Raw genomic sequence first — 24,489 nt, 5'->3', positions numbered from 1 at the left:
TTGGTGTTTAGGTCGGAGGACGCCATCGGTCAGGGACCAGTTCCAGTCTGCTCTTCGTTCGATCCCGGCGTCGGAGCCGTGGCGGGGTTCGAGTCCGGGTTCGGTGGCGAGGCGTCACTGTCGTCCGTATCGGTAATCGACGCGACCTTGGCGACCACGCTCGGAGCCATACGCTCGGTGTATCCCGCGGCGAACGCGACGACGACCATCATCGGCGCCGAGACCACGCCGTCGGCCAGAATTGCCCCGTCCGTCAGCAGTGGGGTCTGCAGGACGAAGTAGAACAGCAGCGCGGAGATCGCGCCGATGACGCCTCGGGCGCTAGTCACTGTGAGTTGGTTTATCTGCTGAGGGATCTTCGTCGAGAGCGACTGGTTTCGGAGGGTTCGAATCCCGAACAGCGACGCGCCTATGACACCGACGACGGTCATAAACACGGCGAACCCGGGGGTAGCGACGTCACCGGCGCTCGCGTCGAACGGCGTCGCCAGAAACTCCCCGAGGAGACTCGCAAGCCCCGCAGTCGACGTCGCATCCAGAGACCAGTCAGCCAGGGTGAGCACGAGCAGCGCCAGCCCGGAAAGCGTCCCCATCAGGACCAACTGATTGAACTCGCGCTGGCGTTCACTGCGGCGCAGATAGACCCGCTCGTACTGCTCGTGCAGGAGTCGACTCGCCGCCCGAAGTTCCGGACCTGTGATCCCCGCCCGGAGCTGTTCGTGCTCGTCGCAAAGGATGTCGACGACTGCCCGCCGTCGCCAGCCGACGAGTTCGTCGAGCGCCTCCTCGTGGACGATTCCCGCCCGAATCTGGAGTTCCGATCGTTCGCCCGCGGTCGCCGTCTGGCCGGCGAGAGCTTCGAGCCCGTAGACCTCGAACCGCCTTGCGGTGTGAAGGGCCCGCCAGGCTTCCTCGATCTCACCCCGTCTAAGATTCGTCTCTGCCCTCTCGAATAGGTCGCGGCCGTGTTTCACCCACGATGCGCCCTCCGCGTCAGTCTGTTCGACCAACTGCTCAAACTCCGGGCGCGCCGCGGTGAGTTCCGCGCGGAGCTGGATATACGCCCCTTTGTTCACGGCCCGTCTCGCGATGAACCTTCCCACAAGCGATCTGTCTGTCGCCTCACGCGTCGTCTCCGTCTGCGGAGCAGGAACCGGTTTGTTTTCGCCGGTCGACGGCTGCTCGGCAGCCCCCATAACCCTTATAAGTATGTTACCGCATAGCATAAAACTTTCCGATCAGTCACGTGTTTGTGAGTGGAAAGAATGTGAGAAGTACGATGGGTACTCCGGGACGATTCGCGAGAAGGCCGCCGGCGCTCGTGTAGGTGCGACTGGCCCTCGTGTCGCCGTTCGCCGGTTCTCAATCGATGTCGCGGCTCGATGACCGGCCTTGTCCCTGAAGTCGGGTTCGCGGTCGTTCGGTCACTCCTTCGAAGGGAGACGAGCATCGTTTCGGCGAGATGAGGAACGCCGTATCGTTCAACTATCTGTCTAGTTAGACTATCGACATCTGGTGTGCGCGATTATTTGTAGCTGTAGCCCGAATCAATCGGTCGACTCCGGTCGGGCCGCCGGCCGGAAGGTCCGCTATGAAGATCCAACACGCGTTCACGCTCGCAGGGGCGGCCGTCCACTCTATCCGATATTTTCTCGCCGGCGACGTTCGGTTCCCTCACGACCGACTGGGGTACGTCCTCGAACTGCAGGACGGCGATCGATTCTCGGTCTATCGAGAGACTACACTCCGGGCGGCTCGGGCGGACGCGGTCGAGGAGCCAGCCGTCCTCGTCTTTCGGATCGACGTGACACAACGCGAGGCGGCAGCGGGGCTCCGTGAGGTATTGTTCGCGCCGGTCGCGAACGTCGCGACACCGTTCTTTTTGGGTCTGCCCGGCTTCAGACGGAAGCTCTGGCTCGCGGGGGAGCAATCGGGAGCGTATCTCGAACTCTACGAGTGGGACTCCACTGCCGACGCAGAGCGGTTCGTTGACGTAATGGAGTCGCTTCTCGCTCCCTTCGACTCGCTCGGATCGACCACCTTCGAGGTCGTCGAGGGTGCCACCGTCGAGGAGTACGTCGCCGCCCGCCCGCTCGCGTGGCGGGCCACCGCGTCCATAGGCCGCCAGTCTGGCGAGGACGGACAGCGATCCGTCCGGTTCGCGCTTCTCGCGCTCGCGCTGGTCGCCGCGGGCTACGCCGTCTGGCGGTTCTGCTCACGGCGCGGTCGGGTCGCTCGTTCCGGCAAAGAGGCTTAGGGACGCGGTGCGATGGATCGAATATGTCCGTTCAAACCTGGCTCCGGCGCACCGACTGGCTCTGGATGATCATCGGCGGGTTCTACCTTCTCGCGTATCTATTCTGGTATATTCCCGTTCTCAGGGCTCCGCTCAAGCACGTTCGAGACCCGCCGTCGCCGTATCCCTGGCACTGGCCCCTCGACTTTCTCGCGACCGGCGTGACGGGCTGGGTGCTACTGACTCTCGGGTTCCGTCGAGCGACTCAACTGACGTCCGAGTCGGGGCGGCACGACTGATCGTGAATGAGCCGTTCTCGATCCGGTCTCGACACCGGACGATCGTCTCTCCCTATCTATCAGCAAAAATTATTACTTTTGTCCCCCATAGCGTCGTATGGGAACACGCGGCAAACTCGGTCAACTCGTCCGGTGGATAGACGCCCTCTGGCGTGCCGTGAGTTCACTTCGTGAGGTGGCTCTCGAGACGATCGGCCTCGGGTCGGACGTCGACCACCACACAGAGGTGACGTTCCGGGCCGTTACGGACGCGGTCCTGCCCGAGACGCCGGCGCTCGGCTCAGAGATCGGTGACGAACACGTCCCGGGTGGGCTGGCGATCGCCCTCGACGAGTTCGTCGTCACGTACGTCGACGACGGGTTCCAGTTAGGCCTCCCGCACGTCGGCCCGCACGGCAATATCCAGCTGGCCGACCCGATCGCACACGCGCTCGACTTTGCGGCGCTAGCGCTATGTGACCGCAGCGAGAACGAGTCTGAGCCGAGCCCGGACCGGCCAGTGTCGCTCCTCGACCCGGGCGAGGCGTCGCCGGAAGCGGTCCGGGACGCGGCCGGGACGTTCTCGAAGCTGTCCTCCAAGGACCGGCTGCGAGCCATCTCTATTCTCGATGAGTTCGAACTCTCGGTCACGCCCGGCGTCGACGACCTGTTCGAGTTCGATGCCGGCCTCGTCGGCCAGCTCGTCGTCGGGTTCACGGAGATGATTTACTACAGCGAGTGGCAGGGCTACGACGAGTTCACACAGCCCCCGAGCGAGCGCGTTCACCCCAACGATCCGGCCGCCGTCCAGAGCTGGCGGCAGACCGGGTTTCCCGGCTTCGCGGACGGATACGCCGCGCTCCGCGGATACATCGGGACCGACGACGGGACGCTCGGGGACGGCGAAACGTGGACGACCATCGACTCGGACGCCGCCTCACCGGTTCGCATAACCCGTCAGCCCGGATCGTTCCGGGAGAACGAGTACGACACGAGCGACTACACGGAACCCTATCCCGAGTGACGATGGTCGCCGAGAGCTACGATGCGGTCGTTGTCGGCGCAGGTGGTGACGGTCCGGTCGCGGCCTGGAAACTCGGAGAGGCCGGCCTGTCCGTGCTCCTGCTCGAAGCGGGGCCGTTCTACGGTAACGAGCAGTGGCCCAAACCCAACGAGGAACCCGGCGGCGAAGCCTCTTCGAGTACAGCCGATTTGAGTGGTGATCTTCTGGATGAGCAGTTCACCACCCGTGAGTTCGAGATGATAAACAAACTGCTCTTCGGCCCGGCGGACCACGAGCGGGGCTTCTGGTTTCGGAAGTTCCCGGGAGACGGCGCTATCCTCCAGTGTGCGGGCGTCGGCGGGACGACCCTCCACTACACCGGCTGTCATCCGCGGGCCTATCCCGCGTCCATCGACGAGCAGGGCCACTGGCCGATCGATTACGCCGACCTGCTCCCCTACTACCGGGAGGTCGAGGAGCTGTGCGAGGTGACGCCCGCGCCGATCACCGCCAAGGAGGAACTGTTCTTCCGCGGTGCCGCCCGAGCCGGGTGGGAGTTCATCGACGACTACAACGTCACCGGTCCGGGCTACCGCCCCCAGCCGAACGCCATCAGACCGCCGGATGCGAAACTCCACGTGGACGCCGGGCACGATGGGGGCTTCACTTACCCGGAGGTCCGGGGCGACACCCTGGCGCTGGGGAACATCGCCGGGAATCCCCACCCGCGAGGGGCACCCTACGAAGAGAAGGCGAAGCGCGCGAGCAACGTCAGTTTCGTGCCCGCGGCGCTGCGCACGGGCAACGTGACGATTCGGCCGAACGCCTTCGTCACGGACGTTCGGACCGAGACTGCCCTGGACGATTCACCCACGGCGACTGGCGTCGCCTTCCGCGACACGTGGACTGGACGCACGGAGTCCGTCGAGGCGGAGGTTGTCATCCTCGCTGCGGGAGCCATCGAGACGCCGCGGCTGTGGCTGAACACGGATCTCCCGCGGAACGAGTGGGTGGGTCGCGGGCTGACCATCCACTTCGGTGACAACGTGATGGGGCTGTGGGACGCCGCCGACCTCGAGGGAATCCTCGGCAAGCGGACGGTCGACCAGCATCAGGGACAAGACATCGCCGCCCGCTTCGATTACCCCGGCCTCGGTATGCTCCAGACGGTTGGAACCGGTCCCGGCATCGGTGCAATCCTGGGATTCGGTGCCAGCGCGTCCGGGTTCGCCTTCCAGAACGACCCCGACGACGCCCCCTGGGATACGATGGGCCGACTCGCGGGAGCGGAACTCAAGCGCCTCCTTTCCGATTACCGACGGATGCTCCAGATCCTCGTCGTGAGCGACGACCGGCCGCACAAGCGCAACGGCGTGACCGTCTCGGAGGCGCTTCCGGACGAACACGGCCCGATCCCGCTCGTGAACTACGAGCCCAGTCGGGGCGACCGGCAGCGCCGCGACGAACTCGCCGAAATCGCCGCCGAAATCCTGCGCGAGGCGGGTGCCGCCCACGTTCATCGTTCCGATTCCCCGCCCACGGCACTCCACGTTCACAGCACGATGCGGATGGGGAAGGTGGTCGACGAGACCTGCGAGGCGTACGACGTCGAACGGCTGTTCGTCGCCGACCACTCCGCACTGTCCAACGGCGTCGGCGGTGCGAACCCGACGAACACGGGCCAGGCGCTCGCTGCTCGAACGGCCGACAGGATCCTCGAGCGATACTTCTGACCGGGGTGCTGGCACGGTCGTCACCGGAATTCTCGATAGAACTGTATTACAAGCAGTTCTCTCGATGGGGGGGACGGCCCGCGCTCACCCTCGACGGTCAGAGGCTGAACTCCGACCAGAGCGGGTAATGGTCGGAGATTCGCCAGGAGAGCTGAAAGTCGCTCAGATCGCGACGCGGGAGCGCAGCGTCCCTGAAATCGAAGTAGCCACTCCGCTCGTGCGCGAGCGAGAGTGCGGGGCGACTGTCAGCCTCCGTGAACCACGCGATCTGGTCGTAGAACTTCTGCTTGTTCGGGTTGTCCGGGTCGCTGAACAGCGTTCGCGGGACCCGATGGAGGTCCGCCGGAACGTGCAGGCCGGTGGAGGTGAACGCGTCGTAGCGCTCGTCGCCCATCCGGTCGATATTGAAATCCCCCAGCGCGATGAAGTTGTGGTCCCACGCGTCGCTGTCGCGGGCCCATCGGTCGAGCCACGCTGCGATGGCTCGGAGCTCTCCGGTCCGTTCAGTCGCGGAGTCGCCGTAGAGCACGTGGAGCGTCACGAGCACGAAGCTCTCGTCGCCACAGCGGAAACTCACTGCATACGGCGTGCGGGCGAACTGCCGCTGGAGGGCGTCGGGACCGATATCGTCCAGTTCCTCGCGGGGCACCACCAGTTCGGCAGCGAGACCGCTGATCTGGACCTTTCGCTGGTCGAAGAGGAACCCGAGGCGCTCGTCGTTACCGGGCGCGCCCCGTGTGACGTCGGTCAGAATGAGTCCCCAGTCCGAGCCGAGAAATGCGAGCGTCTCGCGGAGCGCCTCGAGGTTGCCCCGGACTTCCTGCAGGGCCACGACGTCGAAACGCCGGAGGATCTCGCCGATGACACGAATCGACTGTAAATCTCGCTTCGGGGTATCGTCGGCATCGGACACCCACTTTCGGGTGAGGCCGCCGAACGCGCGGACGTTCCACGTCGCGATCAGGAGGTTCCGGTCGTATATTCGGGGCGGAATCGCTTCGTCGAGGGCCGTAGAGAGTGCGTCCTCGTCGCGCTGAATCGGCGGCGGCGGCGTGTCCGTGACCGTGACCATTGCGAAGACGTTTGCGCCCGGTTATCATAAACTACGCCGGCGGTTTCTGGAGGCATTGGAACGCTCTCCGGAAACGGGCCGTCGCTCGCAGCGACATAGCTATTCGTTCGGGGAGTGACCTAGCCATATGCGTCTACGCCGATGGACGCCCCTCACGTATCTGTTTCCGAACCGCTACGTGGACCGCGATCCGTTCTGGGCGGAGTTCGACTTCGAGCAGTGGTCAGAGTCGACCTACGAGTGGACGGAGGACCCCTGGAACGGCTTTCGCGACTTCGCCCAGCGGCCAGCGGAAACCGTCTCCCGGGGCACCGGCGACTGCGAGGACTACTCGCTCGTCGCGGCGTCTTGGATGGTCGCACAGGGGCGCGAGGGCACGGGCATCGCGTTCTGCTGGGAACCGTCCCGCCCGTGGCCGACGCACGTCATCGCCTTCGAGGACGGGCGCGTGTACTCCTCCGGGAACATCACGGAAGGGACCCTCGACGACTGGATCGCCGATTCGAAGTACCTGTTCGCCCTCAAACGGCGCGTCGGCTAGTCTACTGCTTCGGCCTCACCCAACTACGTCCGGAAAGAGCGATACCGACGAAGTGAGGATCCAGCAGGCCACCGGTCACGAGGACACGCTCCCCGCTCACGAACTGCGGGTCGACGCCGTGGGTCTCACGGGGCGCTGAGGGTGTCCATTCGCGCCTGCAACGAAACAGCCGAAACGCGGCCGGGTCAGTACTTCGGTTCCGCGCCGGTGACCTCGTAGATGTCGTCCATCAGGGCGTCGCGCTGCGCCTGCCAGACGCCGAGCGCCTCTGGACGGCGCGGGTAGCGCGCGTAGTGTTCCATCAGGTCGTCCGCGAGGTTCTTCGTTCTATAGAAGTTCAGGATCTGTCCCCAGTAGCCGAAGGACTCCTTCGCCGTCTTCGCCAGCAGCGTCGGACCGAAGGAGGTCGTCCCCGAGTACAGGGCCTCGGCGAGTTTCTCGCCCGGCAGCGAGGCCAAGAGACCCATCAGGTCGTCGACGTCGACGGCGGTCGAGAGCACGTTGTAGACGTCGAGACCGGCGTAGCGCGCGCCGAAGTGATCCATCACGCGCTCGTTGTAGTGCCACAGCGACGCCTCGCTGACGTCGCCCTCGGAAATGGCGCGAACGGCCTGTTCGCCGGCGTACGTGCCGGCGTAGGCAGCGCCGGCGATGCCGCCTCCCGTCGTGGGGTTGACGTGACCGGCGGCGTCGCCGACGGCGACGAAGCCGTCCGCGACCGCCGAGTCGTACGGTCGACGCGTCGGCAGCGCGGCGCCGAGCTTGTCTTTCACCTCCGCGCCCTCGAACTCCGGGCGGGTCGTGAGGTCCCGTTTCAGGTCTTCGACGAGTTTCATCGGTTCCTCGTTCATCTGGAAGCCGAGGCCGGCGTTGATCGTCGTCTCCGTCCGGGGGAAGTACCAGAGGTACCCCGCCGCGCGTTCGGTCGGTTTGAACACGAGCGCGTCGTCCCACTCGACGGGTTCGGGCACTTCGACGATCTCTCTGTAGGCCGAACAGAACTGCGAGTAGGAGACGTTCGTGTCGAAGCGGGAGTTCGAGAAGTCGGTCTTATCTTGAAGAATCGACAGCGACCCCGCGCCGTCGACGACGACGTCCGCGCTGAACTCGACGACGTCGCCGTTCCGCCTGCCGCGGACGCCCGTTACGGTGCCGTCGTCGTCCTGGCGGACGTCCTGGACGACCGTGTCGTAGTAGAAGTCGGTGCCGGCGCGCTCCGCGCCCTCGATGATCAGCCGACCGTACTCCCAGCGGTCGATGACGGCGAGTTCGCCGGGGACGGGGATGTCGAGAACGGTGTCCTCTTGGGGGATCTCGAAGCGGCCGTGATCGACGCCCGTGTTCGTGAAGGACGCTTCGATCTGCGACTTCGGGATCGATTCGGGGAACGCGTCCGCGCCCTTCAACGCGTCGCCGCAGGCGATGTGTCCGGCTTCCTCGGCGGATTTCCGCTCGACGATCGCGACGTCGAGGCCCTCGCGGGCGACGGTGGCCGCCGCGTAGCAGCCGGCCGTCCCCGCACCGACGACGACGACGTCGTACTCGTGGGAGGTACTCATCGTTCCGTCTCTCGCGTGCGAGCGGAAAACTCTTTATCCCTCGGCCGCCGCCGCCGGAATCGGATCGAAAGGCGACCCGAACCACCTGAGGTCACTCCTCACCGGACTCGTAGTGCTCGCCCGCGGCCTCGGGGATCCGCGTCCGCCCGACGAGCGCGAGGACGACGATCACGACCACGAACGGCGTGATCCGGATGAGCTGTCGGGGGATGCCGATTCCCTGCAACTGAAGAACGGTCTGCATCGCGTCGAGGCCGGCGAACAGCATCGTCGAGAGGAACGCGCCGATCGGGTTGTAGTTGCCGAACAGGTACGCCACGATGGCGATGAACCCCTTCCCGTTGACCATCGTCGGGCCGTTGCCGGTGAACTGCCCGAGGTCGAGCGACAGGGCCGAGCCGCCCATCCCGGCCAGGACGCCCGAGAGGAGCACCGCCGCGTACCTGACGCGAGCGACGCTCACGCCCGCGGTGTCGAGCGCCTTCGGGTTCTCGCCGCTGGCGCGGACCCAGCGACCGAACGTCGTCCGCTCGAAGACGTACCACGAGAGACCGACCGCCAGGAAGAGCAGGTAGACCGAGGGCGACGCGGAGAAGAGGGCGCCGAAGAACGGGATTTCGGCGAGCACCGGCACCGAGATGGCTCCGGGCGTCGGGACCGTCGGCGTGTTGGGACCGCCGTAGATGACCTGCGAGGCGAAGGGCGCGAGGCCGAGCGCGATGAGCCAGACCGCAAGCCCCGCGATGATCTGGTCCGCGCGGAACTCGATCGTGACCACGGCGAAGAGCAGCGCGAGCAGCGTGCTCGCGAGGATGCCGCCGCCGAAACCGATCCAGACCCCGCCCGTGACGTCGGTGACGTAGATCGCGGTGAACGCCGAGATGATGAGCAGTCCTTCGAGCCCGATGTTGATCACGCCGGACTTCTCCGAGAAGATCCCGCCGAGCGCCGCGAAGGCGATCGGAACGGAGAGTCGAAGCGCCGCCGAGAGCGTGTTCTCGCTCGTGAGGACGTCCGCGAAGGTGCCGACGATCGAGTCCGGAAAGAGCCAGCCGCCGAGAAGCAGCGCGACGATCGCCGCGACCGTGACCCCCGCCGTCAGCGCGCGCGCCGAGTACTGCTCGAAAAAGCCGCTCTCGGGCGCGGATTCGGGCTCGGACGCCGCGTCCGACCTCTCGGGGGCCTCACTCATCGGAATCACCGTCCGGACGGCCGCCGTCGGTGGCGACGACCTTCGATCCCGTGTCCGTCACCCGCTTGCCGACGAGCCTGAAGAACTCCGGCATCGCCACGAAGAGAATGATGAGCCCGCGGAGGACGCCGACGAGTTGCGGCGGGACGTCCGTCGCGAACTGGACGACCGTCGTCCCGCTCTTGAGCACGCCGAAGAGCAGCGCCGCGATCCCGACGCCGAGGGGGTTGTTGCCGGCGAGGATCGAGACCGTGATGCCGTCGAAGCCGTAGTCGGGGAGCCCCGTCTGGAACGTCCCGAGGATCATCATCACGTACATCGCCCCCGCGATCCCGCCCAGCGCCCCGGAGAGCGTGAGACTGGCGACGATGGTTCGAGCGGCGTCGACGCCGCCGTACTCCGCAGCGTCGGGTTGGATCCCGCTCGTCCGGACGTCGTAGCCGAAGGCCGTGTGTTCGAGCAGGTAGTACAGCCCGCCGACCGCGACGACGCCGAAGGCGAGGGCGACGAGCGAGAAGTCCTGCCGACCGCCGAAGAAGAGCGTTGGAAACTGCGCGTACTCAGGCAGCGGGACCGTCTGGTTCGCCGCGCTCTCGGGGTCTTTGAACGCCCCGCTGACGAGATACAGCGTGACCCCGGTGGCGATGAAGTTGAGCATAATCGTCGTGATGACCTCGTTGGCGTCGGCGTACGCCTTCAGGAGTCCGGGAATCGCGCCGTAGAGGCCGCCGAAGACGGCTCCGACGAGCACGCCGAACGGGACCAGAAGCACCGTGCCGACGACGCCCGAGACCAGCGGCGAGACCCAGAGGACGCCGAGCGCGGTCGCCAGGGCGCCGACGACCATCTGGCCCTGCGTGCCGATGTTGAAGATGCCCGCTCGGAACGCCAGCGCTACCGAGAGCCCCGTAAAGAGGAGCAGCGTCGTCTCCCGGAGCGTCACCGAGAACTGCCCGTCGGGCGACCACCCGCCGCTGAGGGGGTCGCCCAGCGCCCCGAGGAACAGCCGATCGAAGACGACAACGGGGTCGTAGCAGAAGCCGGTACCGAAGTAGTACACCGCCTCGCTGGCCGTACACGTCGTCATCCGGCCCGCGATGAGGACGAGCACGGCGCCGACGAGAATCGAGAGCACGAGTGCAGCGGTGCTGATCAGGATCCGCTCGGTCGCCGAGGCCCCGGCCAGTCGTTTCAGGACGGCACGGACCCGGTCGGGCACGTTCACGCGTGCTCACCGCCCGTGGCAGCGTCCGCACCGTCGCCCTGCGGCACCGACTGCTCACTGCGCTGTGCGGCGTCCGCGTCCGGGCGCTCGCCCGCCATCAGCAGGCCCAGTTCCTCTTCGGTCGTCTCGGCGGGGTCGACGACGTCGATGAACTCGCCCTCGTACATCACGGCGAGGCGGTCCGAGAGTCCCTGGACCTCCTCCAACTTCGAGGAGATCAGCACGATCGCGACGCCCTCCTTGCGGAGTTCCAGCAACCGCTCGTGAATGAACTCGATCGATCCGACGTCGACCCCGCGGGTCGGGTGCGCGGCGACCACGAGTTCGGGGTCGCGGGAGAACTCCCGGCCGACGATGAACTTCTGCTGGTTCCCGCCGGAGAGCGACTCCGAGATCGAATCGGGGTTCGGCGGCCGCACGTCGTACTCCTCGATAATGGACTCGGCGTGTTCTCTGGTGGCCGGCCAGTCGATCCGGCCGTTCGGTCCGAATTCGGGGCTGTGCTGGCTCCCCAAGAGCCCGTTCTCGACGAGGTCGAAGTCCATCACCAGTCCGCGCTCCTGTCTGTCCTCGGGGATGTACGCCATCCCCGACTCGATGCGCTGGCGGCGGGAGGCGTCGGTGACGTCCTCGTTCAGGAACTCGATCCGCCCGGCCTCGGGCGCGGCCAGGCCAGTCAGGGCTTCGATGAGTTCGGACTGGCCGTTCCCGTCGACGCCCGCGATGCCGAACACCTCGCCCTCCCGGACTTCCAGCGAGACCTCGTCGACCGCGCGGACTCCGCGGTCGTCCTCGACGACGATGTCCGAGACCGACGCGACCACGTCGCCGGTCTCCGCCGGCGGGCGGTCGACGTCGAGCAGCACCTCCCGCCCGACCATCAGTTCCGCGAGGTTCTCGCGGGTCGTCCCCTCGGCGTCGACGGTGCCGACGTTGCGGCCGTCTCTGAGGACCGTGATCTCGTCGGCCGCCCGCATCGCCTCGCCCAGTTTGTGCGTGATGAAGATGATCGTCTTCCCCTGGGCGGTGAGTTCTTCGAGCACCTCGAACAGTTCCTCGACCTCCTGCGGCGTCAGCACCGCCGTCGGCTCGTCGAGGATCAACACGTCCGCGCCGCGGTAGAGGGCCTTGAGAATCTCGACGCGCTGCTGTTCGCCGACTGAGACGTCCTCGATCCGGGCGTCGGGGTCGACGTCGAACCCGTAGCGTTCGGAGAGTTCGACGACGGCCTCGCGTGCGGCCGCCCGATCGACGGCGAGTCCGCCCCACTTTTTCGGCTCGTTGCCGAGCGTGATGTTCTCGGTGACGGTCATCGGGTCGACCAGCATAAAGTGCTGGTGAATCATCCCGATCCCGGCGTCGATAGCGTCGCGCGGCGAGTCGAACCGTCGTTCGGCGTCGTCGACGAAGACCTGCCCCGAAGTCGGCTCGTAGAGGCCGTAGAGCACGTTCATCAGCGTCGTCTTCCCCGCCCCGTTCTCTCCGAGGAGAGCGTGCACAGTCCCGCGCTCGACGGCGAGGTCCACGTCGTCGTTCGCTACGACACCCGGGAACCGTTTGGTAATCCCGTCGAGGTGGACGGCTGTATCCATAGATCTGTCTGCCCTTGTACGGGGGACGAACGAATAGGTTTGGATATTCGACCGGGTATGCGGGCGAACGCTCGGATCGACCGGTCGCGGCTGCGGTCGCCGCGGAACAAACGAGTCGTTACCGAACGGCGCCGGTCCGAACGAGATGTCGGTCCGCGGGTCCGAACGGAAACTCGGTCCGCCCGTCCGAGCGACGCGGTCCGAGCCCGGTTCGCGCTTACTGCGGCGACGACGGCACGTCGATGTCGCCCGCGATGATGTCCTCTCGCGCGGTCGCGACCTGGTCGGCGACGTCCTGCGGGATCTCGGAACCGAGCTGGTCGCCGTAGACCAGCGCGACGCCCTCCTGGTCGAGGCCGAGTTCGCTGGTGTTGCCGCCCTCGAAGTTGCCCTCGACGACGGACTGGATCGAGGTGTAGACGGCCGTGTCCACGCGCTTGACCATACTGCCGAGGATGACGTCCGAGTAGGAGGGCTTCGTGATCGACTGGTCGCGGTCGACGCCGATCGCGAACTTCTCCTGCTCCTGGGCGGCCTGGAAGACGCCCGTCCCGGTGTTCCCGGCGGCGTGGTAGACGATGTCGGCACCGCTGTTGTACATCGCCGTCGCGGCCTCCTTCCCGGCCGCGGGGTCGTTGAAACTCCCCGTGTAGTTCGTGCTGACGTCGACGTCGTCGCTGCCGGCCTGGACGCCCGCGACGAAGCCGGCCTCGAACTTCTGGATCAGGTCCGACTCGACGCCGCCGACGAAGCCGACGTTCGTCGAATCGCCCGCGGTCGAGCCCGCACCGGCGGAGAACTCCTGGGTCGTGAGGAGGCTCGCCATCAGACCCGCGAGATACGATCCCTCGTGCTCGGCGAACACGTAGTTGTTGACGTTCGGCGCGTCGACTGCCGAGTCGACGAGCATGAAGTTCTGCTCGGGGTACGACTCGGCGGAATCGGAAAGCGCGTCGGCCTGAAGGAACCCGATACAACAGACCAGGTCGTAGTTCGGGTCCGTCGACCCCGCGAACTGCTGCTGGAACGTGCTGAACTGTGAGACCTCGTCCGGCTGCGCCTCGTTGAACGAGATGCCCAGTTCCTCCTCTGCCTGGAGCGCCCCCTGCTGGGCCTGGTCGTTGAACGACCCGTCGCCGAGACCACCCGTCGCGTAGACCATCCCGATGTTGGCCGCCGGGCCGTCGTCGGTCGGTTCCGCGGTCGTCGTCTCCTCGCCGCTTGAGTCGCCGCCGCTGTCACCGTCGCCGGTTTCCGGGGCGTCCGTCGCGGTGTCGGTGCCGCCGGTCGGACCGCCGCTACACCCTGCCAGTCCCGCGATACCCGCGACGCCCGTCGCCTTCACGAATGTACGTCTATCCATAGCTGTGTACTCCTATAGAACAATGGGCAGAGAGATGTGCATAAATTCGTCGCTTCTGTCTCTGCACCCGCAGTCTGCCGCTCGAAAAGTGGACGAGTATCCGACGGGAGCCGTCGATCGAACGGACACCGCGGATCGAGGGCCGGAAACTCAGTGGCCGTCTCCCTCGACTGCGGCGGCGACGACCTCGGTGACCGACGCCACGAACGCATCGACGTCGTCGGCCTCGGCGTACACGCGGACGTACGGTTCCGTTCCGGAGGGGCGGACCAGCGTCCACGACCCGTCGTCGAACTCCAGTCGGACCCCGTACTCCGTCTCGACGCTGGCATCGGGGAACGCCTCCGGCAACGCCGTCTCCAACTGTGTCATCGCGTCGGCCTTGCGGCCGTCGGGGCAGTCGAGGCTCACCTTCCGGTACGGTCGCTCGGTGACGGGCGCGCGGAGGCCGTCGAGGCCCTCGCTCGCGACGAGTCGGGTCAGGACGGCCGCCGAGGCGACCCCGTCGATCCACCCGCCGTGGGCCGGGTGGATGTGCTTCCACGGTTCGGCGGCGAAGACGACGTCGCCACCGTCGCGACGCGCCGCGGCGATCCCCTCGTGGAGCGCGCCGAGACGCACCCGCTCGACGCGCCCGCCGGCATCGCGGACTCGCTCGTCGATCCGACCGGACGCGTTCGGGGTCGTCACGACGACCGGGTCGGCCGCGTCCGACGCGCGGACGAAGTGGGCGGCCAGGATCGCGACGACGGTGTCCTCGTGGACGACGTCGCCCTCGTCGTCGACGATCACGATCCGGTCCGCGTCGCCGTCGTGACCGATACCGAAGGCGAAGTCGCCCTCGCTGACGAACTCCCGGAGGTCGGCCAGCGTCTCGGGCGTCGGCTTCGACTCGCGGCCGGGGAAGTGGCCGTCGATCTGTCCGTTGAGGGTGACGACCCGCGCGCCCAGTTCGCGGAGGACCTGCGGCGTCCCGAGCGCCCCCATCCCGTTGCCGAGGTCGACCGCGACGTCGAGCCCCGTCGCGTCCGCGCCGTGCGTCTTCGCGTACTCGAGGACCGCCGCGCGGTAGGCGGGGAGGACGTCGCTCGTCTCCGCGATCCCCCACTCGTCCCACGCGACTGGCGAACCCTCGGCCGCGACGTGGGCTTCGACGCCCCGCTCGCGCCCCCGGTCGTACTCCTCGCCGTCGACGAAGACCTTGATTCCGTTGTCCGTCGGCGGGTTGTGCGAGGCGGTGAGCATCACCCCGTAACGCCCCCGAGAGGCGTACGCGAGCGCCGGCGTGGGCACGACGCCGATCCGGCGGACGTCCGCGCCGGCGGATTCGAGACCGGCTTCCACGGCCGCCGCGAGCGCCGGCCCCGTGGTTCGTCCGTCGCGTCCGACGACCACCACCGGGCGCCGCGAGGCGTTCTCTCCCGTCTCGGCCGACTCGACCGCGTCGGCGCCGACCGCACGCCCGACGGCGAGCGCGAGTTCCGGCGTCACCCGTTCTCGCGCCGACCCGCGGATTCCAGCGGTCCCGAAGAGTTCCATACCTCACCTGGCTCCGCGATTGCCTATAAACTCACGCTTGCGCGACGACCGGTGCTGACGGTCCTCACCGCAGTATGTCGATCTCTCCGATCGCGCTCCAGTCATCTCGACTGGATTATACGTCGCACGTCGAAAAGGAGGCCGAGAAGAGGGCGCTTAGACCCGCAGACGTCGATAGAGGGTACCGAGAGCGACGGCGATGAGGAGACCGAGCGTGCCTAGGAGGGACGGCCGCTGGGGGAGCGACGTCGCGAACCGCTCGACGGTTCCCCGATCCTCGGCCGATTGGTCCGCTGCGAGTCCGCCCTCGGCCTGCTCGCCGTCGGACGAACTCGCGGTCCCGTCAGCACCATCACCGCCGGTGCTGTCGCCTTCCGCTTCGTCGGAGTCAATCGAGTCGCCGCCCTGGTCGTTCGCGACGTCTTCCGTGTCGTCGCTGTCGTCGACCGCCTCGCTGACGCTAGTGACGGTCGTCTCGTCGTCCTCGTCGCTCGAATCGTCCTCATCCGAGTCGTCGGCCACGACCGAGAGCGTCGGACGGTCGACCGTCTCGACGGCGTACGCTTCGCCGTCCTCGTCGCCGAGAACGTCGATCGTCACGTCGACGTCCGTCTCTCCCGGTTCGTCCGCGCTGACGACGACCGTCGCGATCGTGACGCGTCCGGTGTCTTCGGTGTCCGCGAGCGCCGAACTCACTTCGACGCCGTCGGCTCGTTCGGTCACGTTGCTGAGACTCGGATCACCGTAGAGAGTCACGTCCGCGACGGACGCAGCGCCCGGATCCGACAGCGTCACCGTCGCCTCGAACGCACCGACGCCGCCGTCGGCGTTCTCGACCACGACGTCGATGGCCGTGGTGTCGCCTGGGGAGAGGCGGTCAGTCTCCGCAGTCGCGTCGACGTTCGTGGTGCTCGCGGCGGCCGCAACGCTGACTGCCCCGCCGAGAAGCACGACGAGAGCGAGCGCGCAGGCGCCGTACCGAGCGTAGCGTCGGTCTGTTATCGCGGTCATCGTCCTTCAGGCGACCTCCCCGTAGTAGAGACTCTGGACGTCCAGGATGTCGAACTCGCCGTCGCCGTTGAAGTCGAAGGCGACGGGCGAGTTCTGGACGACGTCGCTGTTGCGCTCGGCGAACAGCAGTTGGACGTCGAGCACGTCGACGGAGCCGTCACCGTTCACGTCCTCGTAGACGCCGTCGTCGTCGGGGTCCTGCGCGGGCTGCTCGGCGCCGCCGACGACGAGCTCGGAGACGGTGAGCGTCGCGCCGTTCTCGGCCGTGACGTCGTACGCGTCACCCGACTCGGTCCCGAGGCTGGACATCTCGAGGCCGATCTCGGCCTCGCCGTCCGCCTCGCCCGCGACCGTCACGGTCGCGACGGTGACGGAACCGGTCTGTTCGGTGTCGAGCAGCGCCACGTCGGCCGATGCCGAACTGCCGTCGGCGGAGACCTGGACGTCAGACATCGCGTCCTCGTCGGCCGAGACGTCCGTGATGGTGGCGATCTCGCCGTCGTCGACGGAGAGGGCGAGACTGTACGCGCCGACGCCGCCGTCGGCGTTCTCGACCACCACGTCGTACGTGGTCGTGCCGTTCACGGCGACGAGGTCGTCGCTGGGCGACAGCGACACCGCGGTCGACTGGTCGGGTTCGGGCTCCGTCGGTTCGCTGACGGAGACGGTCTGGACGTTCATATCCATCGCACCGTCATCGTCGACGACGGTGAGGGTTACGGGGTAGGCGTCCGCGTCGTCGTACGTGTGGGTGACGGATTCGCCAGAGGCGGTCTCACCGTCAGCGAAGTCCCAGTTGTAGGACGTGATGGAACCGTCGTCCGTGGAAGCGGACGCGTCGAACGTCACCGTCTGGCCGACTTCGGGTTCGGTCGGAGACACGGTGAAATCGGCGGACGGCGGCTGGTTCGTTGGCTGCGCCTGGACGGTGACCGACGTCGTCGTCGAGTCGCTGACGAATTCGTCGGTGGCTTGGTCTACAGCCGACGCGTCGGCGGTGACGTCGTATTGCCCGCCGGTCGCACCGGAAGGCACGCTCACGGTGTAAGTGACAGTGTAGTCACCGCCCGAAAGCCAGACCCACTCGTTGGTAGCCGGCTTGAACGTGGCGGGACCGTCGGCGGACTGGCTCTGTATCGACCAGCCCGACGGTAGCGTCACGTCGAGCGCCGGCGCGTTCGCGGCCGTCGTGGATATCGACGCGTCGAACGTCACCGTCTCACCGGGCGCGACCGACGCCGCTTGAGCCGACTGCGAAACGGTCACGCCGGCCGCTGGCGGTTGGTCTCCGTCGTCGGTATCCTGGACTGTAACCTCGACGGTGTCGGTGTCGGTGGTCTCGCCGTCGGAGACCTGGACCTGGAACGAGAGCGTCTGGTCGCCGTCGACGTCGGGGGCGGTGAACGAGGGCGTCTCCGAGGAGTCGTCGGAGAGCGTCACGCCCGTATTCGCGTCGTCGGTCACGCTCCAGGAGTAACTCAGGCTGTCGCCGTCCGGATCGTCGGATCCGGAGGCGTCGAGCGTCACGGTCGACCCTTCGTCGACCGTCTGGTCGTCGCCCGCGTCTGCGTTCGGCGGCTGGTTGGTCGGTTGCGCTTGGACGGTGATCGTCGTCGACGCACCGTTGTCGACGAAGCTGTCGTCGGACGGGTCGATCGCCGAGCCGTCGGCGGTGATGCTGTAGTCACCGTCGGCCTCGTCGGACGGGACCGCTACGGAGTAGGTGACGGTGTACTCGCCACTAGTCAGCCAGACCCACTCGTTGGTCGAGGGCTTGAAAGTAGCTGGCCCCTGCGCCGACTGACTCTGGATCGACCACCCGTCGGGGAGTTCGACCGCCAGCGCCGGTGCGTTGTAGCCGCTGGCGTTGATCGTCGTTTCGATCGTGACCGTCTGATCCGGTGAAACCACCGACTGGCCCGCGGTCTGCTCGATACCGACGGCGTCGGCTGGCTGTGGGATAGCGGCTGCCGGTGAGAGAACCGACAGTCCGACCACCAGCGCGAACACGACCGCTGCGAAGCGCCTGCTGCGTGGCGTTCCGTCGATCATTCGTTTTCACCTCCGTTGGCGGAGTCGACAGTCTCGTCCCCGACCCAACTGTCGATGAGTTGTTGAATCTGCGGAGTCGAGATGGTCTCGCCGCCGGTACCTGGGACGGGATCGTTCCCAACCCAGAGATCGATCGCCTGTTGGATCTCCTGGGTACCGATCACGGAGTCGTCACCGGCGTCGTTCAGACTCGCAACGGCCTGCGAGATCGATTGATCGTCCGGTGTCGATTCGTCAACGGTTATCGTCTGCGACGTCGAATCCGTCGCTCCGTCGTCGTCGGTGACGGAGAGCGTGACCTCGTAGTCACCAGTCGTCGACGGAGTGAACGTCGCCGTATTTCCTGTCATCGTTATGTCCTGATTTTGCTCGGTAGTCGTGGTGATCGCGACGTCGTCAACGTGCCAGTAGTCGCCGTTCGTAGCGTCAGCACCTTGCTGGCGGAAGCGAACCTGCAAGCCGTCGTGAAGTGCAGCGGCGTCCGAGAGTACGACACTCTCGTCGACGATCGCACCGGGCGATGCCGTCGATTCGATTCTCCCGATCTCGACCCAGTTGCCGCTGGACGCCAGGAACTCCACGACGAGGTCTTCCTCGTCGTTCGCGTCGGGGTTCTCGCTGAAGTCGTCGTGGCCCTTCTGGACCCAGTAGTCGATTTCGATCGACTGGGATCCCGTGGCGTCGACCGATGGGGAAACCAACGCGCCGGCGCCGCCCTGGTGGAAGGCCGACTGACTGCCCGAGTTCGACGTGGCGTCGCTTACGCCGGCCGACGCCGTTCCGTCGGCCGGTCCGTGAGTCCAGCCAGCGGCCGCCAGCGAGTCCGCCTCGAAGTCGGTGTCGAGGAGGGTGGTCTCGCCCGTCGTGCCGGGCGTCTCGATCGTCCACTGGTAGCTCTCAATGCTGCCGTCAGCATCGTTCGAGCCGGACGCGTCGAGAGTCACTTGTTGACCGACAGTGGGAGCAGACGGCGACGACGTGAACCCGGCCGAGGGGGCCTGGTTAGGCGCTGGACTGACGGTGACCTGCTGGGTCGCCGTCGCGGTCGCGCCGTCGTCGTCGGTGACGGTGAGCGTCACCGTGTAGGTGCCTGCGCTGTCGTAGGTGTGCGAGGGGTTGGCCCCGGTCGCGGTGGTTCCCTCCCCGAAGTCCCACGAGTACGAAGCGATCGACCCGTCAGAGTCGCTCGACTCCGAGGCGTCGAAGCTCACCGTCTGACCGACTTCGGGATCGGACGGTGTCGCCGAGACCGACGCTACCGGATCCTGATTGACGGGTGCCTGGACGGTAACGGTCAGGTCGGTCGTATCAGTCGTGAACGAATCGTCGCTGGGGTCGACGCCAGATGCCTCGGCGGCGAACGTGTAATCGCCGGGGGAGGTGTCAGCGGGCACCTGCACTGTGTACGTAACGGTGTTGATGCCGGTGAGACCGGTCTCCGAGCCCTGTTGGCCCCAGACCCACGCGGGCTGTGGGGGACCGTAGGTGCCACCGTCGTCACTGTGGCTGGCGACGGACCAGCCGTCGGGGAGCGTGACGTCGATAGCGGGGGCGTTGACGTCGGCGTAGTTGATAGTCGCCTCAACGGAAACCGTGTCACCGGGCTGGACCGACGTCGGCGAGGTCGCCGTCTGAGCGACCGAGACGCTCGGGTTCAGAGTCGGCGCGGTCGGTTCGACAGTCACCTCGATCGTGTCGGTCGCGGTCTCACCGTCCTCGTCAGTCACCTCGACCGTGAACGTGAGCGTGGTTTCGGTGTCGACGTTCGGAGCCGTGAACGTCGCCTGGGCCGCGGCGGTGTCCGAGAGACTGACCGCCGGGCCACCGGACTGACTCCAAGCGTAAGAATCGATCGAGCCGTCGGGATCGCTCGATCCCGAGGCGTCGAGAGTGACTGCCGTTTCCTCCTCGACCGTCTGGTCGCTACCGGCGTCGGCCGTCGGCGACTGGTTCGGCGGCGCCTGGACCGTGACGGTGAGGTCGGTCGTGTCGTTCACGAACGACTGATCGCCGGGGGCGACGCCGGAGGCCTCGGCGGCGAACGTATAGTCGTCGGGGGAGGTGTCAGCGGGCACTTGAACTGTGTAGGAGACGGTGTGACTCCCGGTCGCACCGGTCGCACCGCCCTCTGGACTCCAGACCCACGCGGGCTCTGGCGGTCCGTACGCCCCGCCGTCGTCAGTGTGGCTCGTGACGGACCAACCGTCGGGGAGCGTGACGTCGATGGCGGGACCGTTGACGTCGGCGTAGTCGATTGTTGTCTCGACGGAAACCGTGTCGCCGGGCTGGACCGACGTCGACGAACTCGCCGTCTGGGTGATCGACACGCTCGGATCCAGAGTCGGTTCGGTCTCTTCGACGGTCACCTCGGTCGTGTCGGTCGCGGTCGCGCCGTCGTCGTCAGTGACAGTGAGGTTCACCTGGTAGGTGCCCGTGCTGTCGTAGGCGTGCGAGGGCGTGGCCCCGGTCGCGGCCGTTCCGTCGCCGAAGTTCCACTCGTAGCTCGCGATCGAGCCGTCTGGATCGCTCGATCCCGAGGCGTCGAAGCTCACCGTCTGACCGACTTCTGGGTCGGTCGGCGATAGGGTGACCGACGCTGTGGGTCCTTGATTCGCCTGGGACACCGAGACCGTCTGTTGGGACGTCGCAGTCGCACCGTCGTCGTCGGTGACGGTGAGCGTCGCGGTGTAGCTGCCGCTACTATCGTAGGTGTGCGAGGGCGTGGCTCCAGTCGCGGCCGTCCCGTCGCCGAAGTCCCAACTGTAAGAGTCGATCGAGCCGTCAGGGTCGCTCGATCCCGCGGCGTCGAAACTCACTGTCTGACCGGCCCCCGGATCAGACGGGGTCACCGAGAACGAGGCACTCGGCTGCTGGTTCTCCTGGACCGTGACGGTCAGTTCGTCGGTGCTCTCCAGAAGCGGTCCGCCGGCGGGGTTGCCGGCCGATCCGGCGGCAGAGAACGTGTAGTCACCTGACGAGGCGTCAGTGGGGACCTGCACCGTGTACGAGACAGTGTGATTCCCGTTCGCACCGGTCTCGCCGCCAGCCAGCCAGATCCACGCGGGCTGTGGGGGTCCGTACGTGCCGCCGTCGTCGCTGTGGCTGATGACGGACCAGCCGTCGGGAACTGTGGCGTTGATCCCGGGCCCGTTGACGTCTGTATAGTCGATGGTCGCTTCTATCGTGATCGTTTCTCCGGGGGCCACCGTCGTTCCCGACGTGGCCGTCTGGGAGATCGATACGCCTGGTTCTGCTGCCACCGTCCCGATCGGGCCGAAGACCGATGTGACGAGTAGCAGCGCTACGAGCACAGCGGTGATCCGACCGGTGCGTGGAGCGATGTGATTCATTGTGGTTTTGTTCTGTTGTTTACCATACTAATTTGATAGTTAATCCGTCTCGCCGCGTGAAGCGCTCCTTTTGGCAGTCCCGCTCCGGCCGTCTGCGTCTACTCTGCGGTCCTCCCGGACTGGGGACGGTAGTAGAGCCGGAGACAGCCGTCAGCCCTCGTGCGCGGAGACTGGCGGGGAGAAGCGTCGGCTGTCCTCGAGCGAGAGCGGAGTGCGATCCTGCCGTCATCGGCACGGCCGACGCTTCTGTCATCCCTCAGTCACCCCCCGCGTCGATTATCGACGTCAACGATTCCGACGTGGCTTCACTGCCGTCGCCGACGGTCGCACCGGTCGCCCACTGATTGACGATCTTTTGGATCTGCTGGAAGTCGATCGTCTCGCCGCCGGTTCCCGGTACGGGCTCCGCTCTCGCCCACATATTGATGGCTTCCTGGACTTCCTGGAAGCCCACCGTTCCGTCGGGCCCTGCGACCGCCTCGAGAACGGTCTGGGTCGTGACGCGCGCTTGTAACCAGTCAGCGTGGTCGTAGGAAGTATCGCCACCGCCGTCGGCGACGAGCGTGAGCACGCTGACGTCGGAAACGTCGACGTCGATGGAGACGGCCCCTTCCGGATGGGTCACCGGGCCCTGCTCGGTGAGAATCTGCCCGTCACCGAGCACCCGGAACACGACGCCGTCCCCGCCTGCAGTTCCGCCGGTGAACTCGCCGCCTTTCTCGTCCATACCGACTTTCGCCTTGAATCGGGCGGCGTTCCGATCCAGGCAGTATCGTATCTCCGAGGTCGCGTGCGTCCCGATGCCTTTGTCGTACGTCTGGCCGTCGACTTGCAGCGGATTGCCTGTGACGGCCTCGTCTCTGCCGAAATCCTCGAAGGTGTAGCCGACAGTGAAGTCGATCGCCTCGAGATCACTCAGGTACGTGTCACCCGTCGGTGCACCGGTCGCGTCGGTTTCGATCGACTCGAAGTCGAACCACAGAACGGGATTTTCACTCTCGGTGGGGTCCGACTGGTCGAGTTCGCTCGCCGCGAGTCCTGCCCGGTGGATTCGCACCCGGTCGACGATCGTCCCGTCCGTGAGTTTTCGCGTGGGGTTCCCGAAGTTACGACCGATTTCGACCGGACTCGTCGTATCCGCGAGTGGACTGGATAGCGAGACGCTGTCTTTCTCTTCCCCGTCGACGTAGAGTTTGACCGCGCTGCCGTCGTACACACCGGCGAGGTGATGCCAGGTTCCTTGCCAGTCGTCGGGCACGGGCGAGTGGGGCGTATAGAATTCTCCCTCGGAGCTGACCGCGAACTCGAGTTGACCGTTCGCGTCGTTCGCCAGAGAAGTCCGGTGGAGCGAGTACTGGCCCGTTTCTCCAACCTTCGTAACGTACGGCTCGTACCCGTTCCCACCGGCTTTCGGGTCGGTGGGCTTGACCCAACACTCCACCGTGAGCGGTGGATCTGTCACGTCGATACCGGGACTCTCCGGGATGGTAACGTACCCGCCGTCGAACTGCAATCCGTTGCTGTCGTAGGCGGAGACCTGCGAGACGGTTCCTTCGATCGTGCCGTCGTTGCCGTTATCGGTCAGGTCGGGCACGATTTCGGTGACCGGACAACCCCCGCTGTCTGGGTTGTCGGACGCAGCGCTGTCGATCGTGATTGACTCGATTGTGGCGGGACCGTTCTGTTTGGCACTGTCGGAGATCGTGATCTCCTCGCGGGGCGCATTCGTATCACCTCGATTGATGTGGTCGATGTACCCCCCGCCGTAACTCACGTCGAACTCCTTGAGTTCGAGTTCGAGCGTGTCCGATCCCACGGTTCCCACGAGGTAGTTCAGGTTCGTGTGCGTCCCCCAGAGGGAGCCGTGAACGATCTGCCAGATACCGTCGACCTTGTCGGTGGTGATGGCGTGGTGTTCGCCACACAGGTAGGCGTCGACTCCGTACCGCTTCATCGCCTGCCAGAACCCGGACGACCGCCCACCTTCCAGGTATAGCCCGCTCGAATTCCGGGTGTTGACGCCGGATATGACCGGGACGTGGCCCTGAACGACGATGAAGTCCTTGTCCTGGTGGTTCGAGAGGGTGTTTTCGAACCAGGTGAGCTGGTCGCCGGTAACGCTCAGGTGCACCTCTCCGTTCTTCAGCTCCCACGTATCGACCGTGACGAACAGGGCGTTGTCCGTAACGAAGTAGTAGGCCAGTTCCTCTTTTCCCGTCGGACCGTTCGTAGGGTGATCGAAGATCTCCACGAACTTCTGTTCGAACGTGGGGACCAGGTCCAGTTTCCAGTCGGGCCAGTCGTTGTCGCCCCGCTCGTGGTCGCCAGGAGCGACGTACACCGGGAGATTGCTGTTCTCGAACCGCTGTTTGTAGCCACGCCAGTATTCGTCTGCCCGCGTCTTGACCTGCTGTTTATCGGACCACCAGCGGGCGTCCATAATGTCTCCAGCGGAGAGGGCGAACTCGGCACCCTCCACCGACGTGAGCTGGTCGAAGAACCAGTCGACCGCGTCCTCCCAGCCGGACTGGGGGTTGGCGATGTCCCAGTTGTACATATCCGGGACGCTCACGAAGGTCGTCTCGTCGGGCGCCGCCTGGGCCCGTCCCACGGTCAGACTCGACGCCATTCCGGCGACGCCGAGTGCCGACGTGCCGCGAAGCACGTCTCTCCGACTGATGCTATGCTCGTTCCGCGTCGATTCCTCCGAAGAGCCGTTCGCGGTGGTTCGTTTCCTCATCGT

The 24,489-nt window shown here is 66.1% G+C and carries 17 protein-coding genes; 5 read left to right on the top strand and 12 right to left on the bottom strand.

The genetic code is table 11. The features are described from left to right. Positions 1-29: 29 nt before the first annotated feature. Positions 30-1,196, bottom strand: a complete 1,167-nt coding sequence (locus NO360_RS07875; protein WP_256307213.1) for a hypothetical protein — start codon at positions 1,194-1,196, stop codon at positions 30-32. A 395-nt stretch (positions 1,197-1,591) separates the two neighbouring features. Between NO360_RS07875 and NO360_RS07870 the strand changes: the two genes are divergently transcribed. The 4 genes from NO360_RS07870 (at position 1,592) to NO360_RS07855 (ending at position 5,250) form a co-directional block, all read left to right on the top strand. Then, positions 1,592-2,257 carry a hypothetical protein gene (locus tag NO360_RS07870; protein WP_256307211.1) on the top strand — a complete coding sequence of 222 codons (666 nt, stop codon included), beginning with the start codon at positions 1,592-1,594 and terminating at the stop codon, positions 2,255-2,257. 23 nt (positions 2,258-2,280) lie between these two features. Beyond that, on the top strand, positions 2,281-2,535 hold the full coding sequence (locus tag NO360_RS07865) for a hypothetical protein (RefSeq protein WP_256307210.1): 255 nt from the start codon (positions 2,281-2,283) through the stop codon (positions 2,533-2,535). A 97-nt stretch (positions 2,536-2,632) separates the two neighbouring features. Beyond that, complete coding sequence (locus tag NO360_RS07860; protein WP_256307209.1) at positions 2,633-3,538, top strand: hypothetical protein; 906 nt, start codon at positions 2,633-2,635, stop codon at positions 3,536-3,538. Between the two features lie 2 nt (positions 3,539-3,540). Beyond that, entirely contained in the window at positions 3,541-5,250 is a 1,710-nt protein-coding gene (locus NO360_RS07855) for a GMC oxidoreductase (protein ID WP_256307208.1), read from the top strand. A gap of 97 nt (positions 5,251-5,347) precedes the next feature. On the opposite strand, the gene NO360_RS07850 is transcribed toward NO360_RS07855, so the two are convergent. Further along, positions 5,348-6,322: an endonuclease/exonuclease/phosphatase family protein gene (locus tag NO360_RS07850; RefSeq protein WP_256307207.1), complete on the bottom strand. Its 975-nt coding sequence runs from the start codon at positions 6,320-6,322 to the stop codon at positions 5,348-5,350. A 127-nt stretch (positions 6,323-6,449) separates the two neighbouring features. On the opposite strand from NO360_RS07850, the gene NO360_RS07845 reads away from it, so the two are divergent. Then, the gene (locus tag NO360_RS07845) at positions 6,450-6,863 is read left to right on the top strand and encodes a hypothetical protein (RefSeq protein ID WP_256307206.1); all 414 of its coding nucleotides are present in this window, start codon (positions 6,450-6,452) and stop codon (positions 6,861-6,863) included. A 185-nt stretch (positions 6,864-7,048) separates the two neighbouring features. On the opposite strand, the gene NO360_RS07840 is transcribed toward NO360_RS07845, so the two are convergent. From NO360_RS07840 to NO360_RS07795, 10 genes are all read right to left on the bottom strand, one after another. Then, complete coding sequence (locus NO360_RS07840; protein WP_256307204.1) at positions 7,049-8,422, bottom strand: geranylgeranyl reductase family protein; 1,374 nt, start codon at positions 8,420-8,422, stop codon at positions 7,049-7,051. Between the two features lie 91 nt (positions 8,423-8,513). Beyond that, a complete protein-coding gene (locus NO360_RS07835) occupies positions 8,514-9,614 on the bottom strand; it encodes an ABC transporter permease (protein WP_256307202.1) in 1,101 nt (366 codons plus the stop codon). After that, the gene (locus tag NO360_RS07830) at positions 9,607-10,839 is read right to left on the bottom strand and encodes an ABC transporter permease (protein ID WP_256307201.1); all 1,233 of its coding nucleotides are present in this window, start codon (positions 10,837-10,839) and stop codon (positions 9,607-9,609) included. The genes NO360_RS07835 and NO360_RS07830 overlap by 8 nt, the downstream gene beginning before the upstream one ends. Then, positions 10,836-12,431: an ABC transporter ATP-binding protein gene (locus tag NO360_RS07825; RefSeq protein ID WP_256307200.1), complete on the bottom strand. Its 1,596-nt coding sequence runs from the start codon at positions 12,429-12,431 to the stop codon at positions 10,836-10,838. The genes NO360_RS07830 and NO360_RS07825 overlap by 4 nt, the downstream gene beginning before the upstream one ends. Positions 12,432-12,648: 217 nt before the next feature. Further along, positions 12,649-13,794 carry a BMP family lipoprotein gene (locus NO360_RS07820; RefSeq protein WP_256307198.1) on the bottom strand — a complete coding sequence of 382 codons (1,146 nt, stop codon included), beginning with the start codon at positions 13,792-13,794 and terminating at the stop codon, positions 12,649-12,651. A gap of 150 nt (positions 13,795-13,944) precedes the next feature. Next, positions 13,945-15,333: a phosphopentomutase/phosphoglucosamine mutase gene (locus tag NO360_RS07815; RefSeq protein WP_256307196.1), complete on the bottom strand. Its 1,389-nt coding sequence runs from the start codon at positions 15,331-15,333 to the stop codon at positions 13,945-13,947. A 156-nt stretch (positions 15,334-15,489) separates the two neighbouring features. Further along, entirely contained in the window at positions 15,490-16,344 is an 855-nt protein-coding gene (locus NO360_RS07810; RefSeq protein ID WP_256307195.1) for a hypothetical protein, read from the bottom strand. A gap of 6 nt (positions 16,345-16,350) precedes the next feature. Continuing rightward, positions 16,351-18,396 carry a PKD domain-containing protein gene (locus NO360_RS07805; protein WP_256307194.1) on the bottom strand — a complete coding sequence of 682 codons (2,046 nt, stop codon included), beginning with the start codon at positions 18,394-18,396 and terminating at the stop codon, positions 16,351-16,353. After that, entirely contained in the window at positions 18,393-21,656 is a 3,264-nt protein-coding gene (locus NO360_RS07800; RefSeq protein WP_256307192.1) for a PKD domain-containing protein, read from the bottom strand. Before NO360_RS07800 ends, NO360_RS07805 begins: the two co-directional genes overlap by 4 nt. Before the next feature lie 346 nt (positions 21,657-22,002). After that, on the bottom strand, positions 22,003-24,486 hold the full coding sequence (locus NO360_RS07795) for an NPCBM/NEW2 domain-containing protein (protein ID WP_256307191.1): 2,484 nt from the start codon (positions 24,484-24,486) through the stop codon (positions 22,003-22,005). Positions 24,487-24,489 lie beyond the last annotated feature (3 nt).

Origin of the sequence: Halobellus litoreus, assembly GCF_024464595.1 — an archaeon.
Classification (GTDB): Archaea; Halobacteriota; Halobacteria; order Halobacteriales; family Haloferacaceae; genus Haloquadratum; species Haloquadratum litoreum.
This window is presented reverse-complemented; position numbering and strand designations above follow the sequence as displayed.